This window comes from Megasphaera sp. DJF_B143, assembly GCF_900320625.1.
In the GTDB taxonomy this organism is placed as follows: domain Bacteria; phylum Bacillota; class Negativicutes; order Veillonellales; family Megasphaeraceae; genus Megasphaera; species Megasphaera hexanoica.
The window spans coordinates 1-7,448 of the sequence record NZ_ONTA01000297.1 but is presented as its reverse complement, the minus strand read 5'-3'; the positions used below and the strand labels follow the sequence as shown (position 1 = coordinate 7,448).

The following is a 7,448-nucleotide window of genomic DNA, read 5'->3' as shown; positions in this document are numbered from 1 at the left end:
TGGTATTTTTTCTGTAGTTGCAGGAATTTGGGAAAATGTATAGAATTGTATAAAGAAGTACTTGCGCAGGCAAGGACTTTTTCAACATAAAACATCCTTGTTAGGAGGTAATGGGAATGACAATTGGCTTATTCTGGTCCCGCTACGAATTAGAGCTTCATGAAAAGAATCTGCGCGAGATCGATGCCAAATATACGTTTTTAATTCATTATGAAATGTGGAACTGGCTGATCGCCAAGATTCCGGAAAAAGTGCAGATACAGATTCTGCGCGGACATAATCATGGTGAAGGATCGTGGTCCTGCCGGCAATGGGTGGAACATATGCTGGACTGGCTGAAAGAAAACAAGCCTGCCGATATATATAATGCCGTTCTCGATAAGATCGCCATTGTCCGTTCCCAGCCGGTAGAAGAAGCGGAGCGTCATGCGGCGCGTACGTTATCCGATGACGAGCTGGCAGAAATGCAGGCTGCCGGGTACTTTAAGTCTGTCCCGCCCAGAACAAGGAACAAATAAGTAAGCGGAGGTGAACTCATGAGGTTTGCTGTAGCCATACGTTTTTTCGTGTGTATCGTATGTTTTTGCCTGACCGCGGCCGTGACGGGGCCTGCTGCATGGGCACAGGAAGCAGAGTCTGCCCGGGTCATTTCCATTTCCGGTGAAATCGATGGCAGCCAGGCAGCACTGGTGCAGCGCGGTATCAGCCAGGCGGAAGAAAACGGAGATAAGGCCATCGTCGTTCGTATCAATACGCAAGGCGGCCGTGTAGACAGTGCGCTGCGCATCCGTGATCTTTTGCGGGAAACATCCATCCCGACAATTGCCCTCGTCACGTCACGGGCCTGGTCAGCCGGAGCGTTGATTGCCATCGCCTGCCGCCATATCGTCATGGCACCGGGAAGCAGCATAGGCGCGGCAGAACCCATACCGGCGACGGAAAAAAATATTGCCGCCCTGAAATCGGAATTCAGTACGACGGCCGCTGATAATGGCCATAATCCCCGCATTGCCGAAGCGATGGTCGATAAAAAAGACGGCCTGCCCGGATATGCCGATGCCGGTGAAATCCTTGCGCTCACGGACGTGCAGGCCCGGGAGCTGAATTTGTCGGAAGGAACGGCGGATACGGCGGAAGAAGCACTGCATCTGTTCAGTCTGGACGATGCGACCGTGTATTATGAAGACCGGAACTGGAAGGATGAAACGCTGGGGATGCTTCAGAATGAATACGTCCGCATGCTGTTTGTCGGGCTTATCCTGGCGGCGGTCCTTATCGAAATCAAAACAGCCGGTATCGGTGTCGGACTGGTAACGGCCTGCCTGCTGGGAGGGGTTATGCTCATATCCGGCGATGGCACACTGGCCGATGATCTGAAGGTCATCGGGGCTTTTATCGGCGGTCTGGTCCTCATTGCCCTGGAACTGGTTACGCCGGGAATCGGCATTTTTGGTGTGGCTGGCATCCTGCTGCTCTTTGGCAGTCTGTTCTGGATGCTCGGGGCGACGGTGCAGGCACTGTATATCCTGGCTGGCGGCATCGTCATTGCCGTCATCCTGTTTTACATCCTGGGCAGACATCTGCCTAAAAGCTGGTTGTTTGCCAAAGTGGCCCTGACGACCCGGTCTACGAAAGAAAAAGGTTATACATCACAGGAAGATAAGAGCAAGTATCTGTTTCAGCGCGGTACGACGATTACTATCCTGCGTCCGGCCGGTACAATCCGCATTGGCAAAGAACGGGTCGATGCCGTTTCGAGCGGAGGCTTCATAGACCGGGATGTAGCCGTGCGCGTCATCAAAGTCGAAGGTGCCCGGGTCGTCGTCGAACCGGTGCCGCCTGGTCCATAAGGAGGTAGGTTATGTCTATGTTATCTCTTTTAGCAGCGCCGCTGTTTGTTATTGTCGCTGCTATCATCGTTATTTCATTATTTCTCCATTTCGTGCCACTGGGACTGTGGATTTCAGCTATGGCGGCCGGCGTTTCCGTAGGTATCGTCAATCTTATCGGCATGCGCCTGCGCCGTGTCGTTCCGTCTAAGATCATCCTTCCCCTGGTCAAAGCGAACAAGGCCGGTCTCGACGTCAATGTCAATCAGCTGGAAGCGCATTATCTGGCCGGCGGGGATGTAGACCGCGTGGTCGATGCCCTGATAGCCGCCCACCGGGCGACTATGTCCCTGACCTTTGAAAGGGCCTGCGCTATCGATCTGGCCGGCCGGGATGTCCTGGAAGCGGTACAGATGAGTGTCAATCCAAAAGTCATTGAAACGCCGTTTATTTCGGCCGTTGCCCAGAATGGCATCGAACTTAAAGTACGGGCCCGGGTCACGGTGCGGGCCAATATCGACCGCCTCGTCGGTGGTGCCGGGGAGGCGACGGTCATTGCCCGTGTCGGGGAAGGCATCGTTACCAGCGTCGGCTCGGCAGCGGACCATTCACAGGTCCTGGAAAATCCGGACGAAATCAGTAAGACCGTCCTCAGCAAGGGACTGGATGCAGGAACGGCCTTTGAAATCCTGTCCATTGATATTGCCGATGTCGACGTAGGCCGTAATATCGGCGCCCGTCTGCAGACCGATCAGGCTGAAGCCGATAAACAGATTGCCCAGGCCAAAGCCGAAGAACGGCGGGCCATGGCTGTGGCAAAGGAACAGGAAATGCAGGCCTATACGCAGGAAATGCAGGCCAAGGTCGTCGAAGCCCAGGCAGAAGTACCGCTGGCTATCGCCCAGGCGTTCCGTGAAGGAAATCTGGGCGTCATGGATTATTACACCATGCGCAACGTCATGGCCGATACCAAGATGCGCGATGCCGTAGCCAAGGCAGGCATACCGAAGGCCAAGGCGCAGCCGTCGGCTGTATCGGGCCATCCCGTGACGCCTGCTCCGGAAACACCGGCTGATAAGTAGGTGATGGTATGGAATATATTATTGCCATAATCCTTCTCATGCTCTTGTTTTCCCTGCCCGATGCCCTGCGCCGTAAAAGACGTTATCCGCACCGGGGAAAGCGCCGCAGCAGCCCTATAGATACGCCGCAGCGGCAAAAGCAGACGAGACCGGAGCCATCTCCGCAGAGAGCTTCACAAACCGGACAGGCCCCGGAACAGGGGAAAATGCGTACGGCCGGGCAGGGAACGCGGAATCCGGCGCCAGCCGATACGGGACGCCTGGAAGGCAATCACCGTCCGGCCGCTGCGGTTATCGGCACGACAGCGGAACCAGTCACCGTTCCCGGCGCTCCTGCCGTCGTATATTCCTATGTCCAGCCGCCGGCCTGGAGCGGGCTCTCCGGTGAAGCACGGGATATCTATGCAGGTCTTGTCTGGTCGGAACTACTGCAGAAACCTGTTTCCCTGCGGGATAGAAAATAAAGATACGGCCGCTGGCAGATTGCTGACGGCCGTGTTTTACTTGAGGTAAACGATATGATTACAGAAGAAAAAATATACATAGGGAACATTCCCTGCCTGAAAATAGCGTGTCATGAAGATGTAAAAGGCGTAGTCATTTTTTATCATGGCTGGACATCGACAAAAGAACTGCAGTCCCTGCGCGGCCATATTCTGGCAGCATACGGGTATGATGTGCTGATTCCCGAGGCCATCCATCACGGGGAGCGGGGCATCATCGATTACGAAGAAAATCCGGCAGCGTATGGGAAATTCTGGCAGACCATATTCCAGAATCTCCGTGAAGCGCCGCAGGTCATCGCCTATGCCAAAACCTGGCATGATGATGTGCCGCTGGCCGTCATGGGACATTCCATGGGCGGATTTACGGCTCTGGGGGTTATGACGTGGAACCGGGATATACAGGCGGCAGTCGCCATGAATGGCTCCGGCTGGTGGGATGAATCAGACCGCCGTTTCCGGGCAGGACTGCCGCTGGAACCGATGGATTTTCTTCCGCAACTGCGCCGTGAAATCAGCCGGTGGGATCCGTACACTCATACGGAAAACCTGGAAGGCCGTTCGGTGCTGGCGTTGACTGCCGGCAATGACGATACGGTTGACCCCATGGCCCAATCCTACTATATGGATAAGCTGTATACCCTGGCAGGCGTACGGAGCCGGTTCATCACTTATCCGGGGTTGAAGCATTTTGTCACGACGAATATGATGGGCGATGCCGTAAACTGGCTTACCGACGTATTATAAGAAAACGACCTGTCCCATGATGGTTTTCTCCTATCATGTGGCAGGCCGTTCCTTTATCTACGGCAAACTAAAAGCGAAATACGATGAAGTTTTATGCGTGATCATCAGGGAAGGCTTTCGGAAAAATCGAGGCCTTCATCCGTTGCGTAATACGTACCTTCTTCTTTTCCCGGTTCGAGATATTTTTTATCCACCAGCCCTTTCAGGAGCACTTCGTCTACCGGGCGGGGATCGAACATGTCTTCCGGACGGGCTTCTTCCCGTTCGACGACGGCAATGACACTGGCTTCCAGCTCTTCTTTTGAAGGGGTTCCATTGGCGTAGTAAATACGCGGGATATACATGGGAAATTCCTTGCAGGATTTATAGAAAAACTGGCCGATAGCCCGGGCTTCACTCAGGCTGTTGTGCATATCCAGATCAATACCCATTTCTTCACAAATGGCATCCAGTTTATGGGAATCAAAGGTGTACAGTTTTTTTGCTATTTCCAGAGTATCGATAAAACGAAATTCCGGCGGCTTGATGCCAAATACGGTAAGGGCGTGGGTGATACAGCCGATGACGTAAGGCGCATTGTGGCAGACCAGCGTGTGGCCGATAAAATAGTCTTTCATGCCGGCATTCCAGTATTCGCCAAATTCGTCGGCTTTGCTCAGGAGTTCCCAAGTTACATCGGGATTTTTTAAGTCACGCAAATCTTTTTCCGGAGGCTGGATATAAAAATAATGCTGATCCTTTAGTTCACCGCCGGCAAATTCAGCAAAGCCTATGAGACAGATGGAGTAGGGCTGCCGGGAAGCCAGTTCAATAGAGACAGCAGTAAACTGCTGAGGCTTGCGCCGCGTGTATTCAACGGGGCCGATGGGATACTTGTAATATCCGTCAGACGGCTTGATATCGAACTGGTGAAGATTCTGGATTTTGATATGAGTGCGTTTTTCTACGGCTTCCTTCGCTTTCTGCTTACGGCTGCGCCGCCGGATGGCCATAATCATAGAGTAGAGGACGGCAGCGACAAACAGAAAGGAGACAATCATACCGCCGTAATGAAGTAAAGTGTTCATATCCATGGCTATCAGTTCCTTTCGCTGTTTTTGGCATCTTTCTTTTTATCGAAGGTATGATAGAATGTCATATTATAGCAATTGAAAAAGGCATTGTCTGCTGCTTTGCCGTTGACGGAATAGCGATCTGTCGTCGCAACTTCCGGGTCGGGATTGATGGTTTGTGCCGATGGGGTGCCTTTCAGCGTATCGTAGGTCATCGTAGACAATGTCTGCGTCCGGACCGTCTGGGCGTTAAAGTTATAGAAGAAATTGTTCTGATAACCTGTCGCCGTATTTGTAGAGTAGTCATAAGTCAGTACGGTGGCCTGGATGACATAATAGGGAGGGTCGTAACGGATGGAATTGATGGAATTCATATCAATGTAGGATTCGGTCATTTCATCGTGGCCCACCTGGATGTAACGGGGGTTGTCATCAAAAAACATGGCTGAGGCCAGTGTGCAGCCAAAAGCAGCCGCTACCATAAGGGCAGATGCTATTTTTTTAAACATGTCGATCTTCTCCTTTGAATGTGTAATTCAGATACCATATATTATAGCAGATATTGGAGCAGATTAAACATAAATATCCGTAATAGGTAGCAAACAGGAGTTTGCCGATTGAAGTCGAATTATATATAGAGAAAGATGAATTGGGAGTGATATAGTGTCTGTTTTATATATTGGTCTGCCTTTTTCCCGGTGGGAAGCAGATGAAGCGCTGAAGAGAGACGAGGAGAAACGGATTGCCTCCTTTCAGCGGGCCGGCCTGTCTCTGGTACCCGTCAACGGAGGTGCGGGAAGCAGCCGAATATGCCGTCATTACGGATGGGATGATTCGTTTGTTTGTGAAAATGAACTGCCCGGTGAAGAATTCCTGACGGATCATGTCTTTTGGGAAGATTATATGCTATTGTATATTTCTCCGGGAGCGGCCCGTTCTGATGCATCGTATCAGCAGTTTGCAGGGCAGGCGGCACGGATCGGGGCAGATAATGGAATGTTTGTAGCAGCTGATTTATGCGGCGTGACGGAACCGGTCCCCTGGCAGCACCAGGCGCATATTATCTGGCGCAGAGGCGCAGAACCGTTTCCCTGTGAGGGAAACTGCCGCCTGAGTCTGGCCTTTGATGGACAGCAGATTCATGTTGCCGGAATGAAAGAAAAAGTATATCATGGTACTATAGCCACAAGGGAAACAATGCCGGCCTTTCTCCAGTCGTTGTTGCACGGTGCAACACTGGAAGAGGCGTTACAGGCAGAAACGGAAATATAGTGCAGAAATATGGGATAACGAAGCGCAATTTACAGAGGAGGTATTATTTTGACCAAAACATTAACCGAAGAACATCCTTTACGGGCTGCCATACTGACGATCAGCAGCAGCCGGACATTTTCCAATGATACGAATGGATTAATGATACAATCCGCTCTTACCCAGGGCGGTCATCAGGTAGTCGATTACCAGATTGTCCGCGACGACCGGGATGAAATACTGAATCATCTTCACGAATGGGTCTGCAGTGTCGATGTCGTCATTACCAGCGGGGGTACGGGACTGGCAAAACGGGACGTGACGCTGGAGACGATAGAACCTCTTTTTGACAAGCCGGTTCCGGGATTTGCCGGTCTCATGACGGCCATGGCGTACCGTAATGATTGTGGTGTACAGTCCCTGGCATATCGTTCCAGTGCCGGAATCTGCCGCCAGTGTCTGATATTCTGCCTGCCCGGGCTGCCGAGACTGATTAAACTGGGCATGGAAAAAATCATTTTACCAGAAGTGTTCCACCTGTATGAAGAACTGCAAAAATAAAGGGAACGGATGAGGGAAAAAACCGTCCCCATAATCTGCCTGCAGACGGCCGGACTATGGGGACGGTTTCATTTGTCTTATACAAGTAAAATCCCTGTAATCGTATGATTACAGGGATTTTACCTACATGAGCTGGTGGGCCTACTTGGATTCGAACCAAGGACCAACCGGTTATGAGCCGGGGGCTCTACCGCTGAGCTATAGGCCCATGTAATGAGATTTCACGGGGAAACCTACCAAAACATTATAATACGACTAGCCACTGTACGTCAAGGAGAAGTTTGGGAGGTATCAGTGAAAAAAGAGGAACGCCGGGACGTTCCTCTTTTCCGTACCAGTAGATTATTTGTAGGCTTTCTGATAGATTTCCACGACATCGGCTTCGGACAGGTCGATGCGGTCGCTCTTGAACAGGAAGGCCAT

General features: G+C 51.7%; 9 protein-coding genes and 1 tRNA gene. 7 read left to right on the top strand and 3 right to left on the bottom strand.

Annotated elements, in window-relative coordinates; genetic code table 11:
• Positions 1 to 116 precede the first annotated feature (116 nt).
• The 5 genes from DBO31_RS08625 to DBO31_RS08605 are packed head-to-tail and all read left to right on the top strand — an operon-like array spanning position 117 to position 4,161.
• Complete coding sequence (locus DBO31_RS08625) at positions 117 to 518, top strand: hypothetical protein (protein WP_150824946.1); 402 nt, start codon at positions 117 to 119, stop codon at positions 516 to 518.
• Positions 519 to 536: 18 nt separating this feature from the next.
• Positions 537 to 1,850: a nodulation protein NfeD gene (locus tag DBO31_RS08620; RefSeq protein WP_150824945.1), complete on the top strand. Its 1,314-nt coding sequence runs from the start codon at positions 537 to 539 to the stop codon at positions 1,848 to 1,850.
• An 11-nt stretch (positions 1,851 to 1,861) separates the two neighbouring features.
• Positions 1,862 to 2,911 carry a flotillin-like protein FloA gene (gene floA, locus DBO31_RS08615; RefSeq protein ID WP_075582425.1) on the top strand — a complete coding sequence of 350 codons (1,050 nt, stop codon included), beginning with the start codon at positions 1,862 to 1,864 and terminating at the stop codon, positions 2,909 to 2,911.
• 8 nt (positions 2,912 to 2,919) lie between these two features.
• Positions 2,920 to 3,375: a hypothetical protein gene (locus DBO31_RS08610; protein WP_150824944.1), complete on the top strand. Its 456-nt coding sequence runs from the start codon at positions 2,920 to 2,922 to the stop codon at positions 3,373 to 3,375.
• A gap of 54 nt (positions 3,376 to 3,429) precedes the next feature.
• On the top strand, positions 3,430 to 4,161 hold the full coding sequence (locus tag DBO31_RS08605) for an alpha/beta fold hydrolase (protein WP_150824943.1): 732 nt from the start codon (positions 3,430 to 3,432) through the stop codon (positions 4,159 to 4,161).
• A 104-nt stretch (positions 4,162 to 4,265) separates the two neighbouring features.
• On the opposite strand, the gene DBO31_RS08600 is transcribed toward DBO31_RS08605, so the two are convergent.
• Positions 4,266 to 5,234: an exonuclease domain-containing protein gene (locus DBO31_RS08600; RefSeq protein WP_234995448.1), complete on the bottom strand. Its 969-nt coding sequence runs from the start codon at positions 5,232 to 5,234 to the stop codon at positions 4,266 to 4,268.
• A 5-nt stretch (positions 5,235 to 5,239) separates the two neighbouring features.
• Positions 5,240 to 5,722 (bottom strand): hypothetical protein, encoded by a 483-nt coding sequence (locus DBO31_RS08595; RefSeq protein WP_059075315.1) that lies wholly within the window; start codon positions 5,720 to 5,722, stop codon positions 5,240 to 5,242.
• A gap of 154 nt (positions 5,723 to 5,876) precedes the next feature.
• Here DBO31_RS08595 and DBO31_RS08590 point away from each other — a divergent pair, with 154 nt between their 5' ends.
• On the top strand, positions 5,877 to 6,485 hold the full coding sequence (locus DBO31_RS08590; RefSeq protein ID WP_113855667.1) for a hypothetical protein: 609 nt from the start codon (positions 5,877 to 5,879) through the stop codon (positions 6,483 to 6,485).
• Between the two features lie 48 nt (positions 6,486 to 6,533).
• The gene (locus DBO31_RS08585; RefSeq protein ID WP_206084978.1) at positions 6,534 to 7,025 is read left to right on the top strand and encodes a molybdenum cofactor biosynthesis protein B; all 492 of its coding nucleotides are present in this window, start codon (positions 6,534 to 6,536) and stop codon (positions 7,023 to 7,025) included.
• 133 nt (positions 7,026 to 7,158) lie between these two features.
• Here the strand turns inward: DBO31_RS08585 and DBO31_RS08580 are convergent.
• A tRNA-Ile gene (locus tag DBO31_RS08580) sits at positions 7,159 to 7,233 on the bottom strand.
• Between the last annotated feature and the right edge of the window lie 215 nt (positions 7,234 to 7,448).

What these genes read in the sequence shown, in the direction of transcription:
- DBO31_RS08595 (WP_059075315.1), bottom strand. Translation starts at nt 5,722, where the DNA reads ATGTTTAAAAAAATAGCATCTGCCCTTATGGTAGCGGCTGCTTTTGGC.
- DBO31_RS08610 (WP_150824944.1), top strand. Translation starts at nt 2,920, where the DNA reads ATGGAATATATTATTGCCATAATCCTTCTCATGCTCTTGTTTTCCCTG.
- DBO31_RS08625 (WP_150824946.1), top strand. Translation starts at nt 117, where the DNA reads ATGACAATTGGCTTATTCTGGTCCCGCTACGAATTAGAGCTTCATGAA.
- DBO31_RS08620 (WP_150824945.1), top strand. Translation starts at nt 537, where the DNA reads ATGAGGTTTGCTGTAGCCATACGTTTTTTCGTGTGTATCGTATGTTTT.
- DBO31_RS08605 (WP_150824943.1), top strand. Translation starts at nt 3,430, where the DNA reads ATGATTACAGAAGAAAAAATATACATAGGGAACATTCCCTGCCTGAAA.
- floA (WP_075582425.1), top strand. Translation starts at nt 1,862, where the DNA reads ATGTCTATGTTATCTCTTTTAGCAGCGCCGCTGTTTGTTATTGTCGCT.
- DBO31_RS08600 (WP_234995448.1), bottom strand. Translation starts at nt 5,234, where the DNA reads ATGGATATGAACACTTTACTTCATTACGGCGGTATGATTGTCTCCTTT.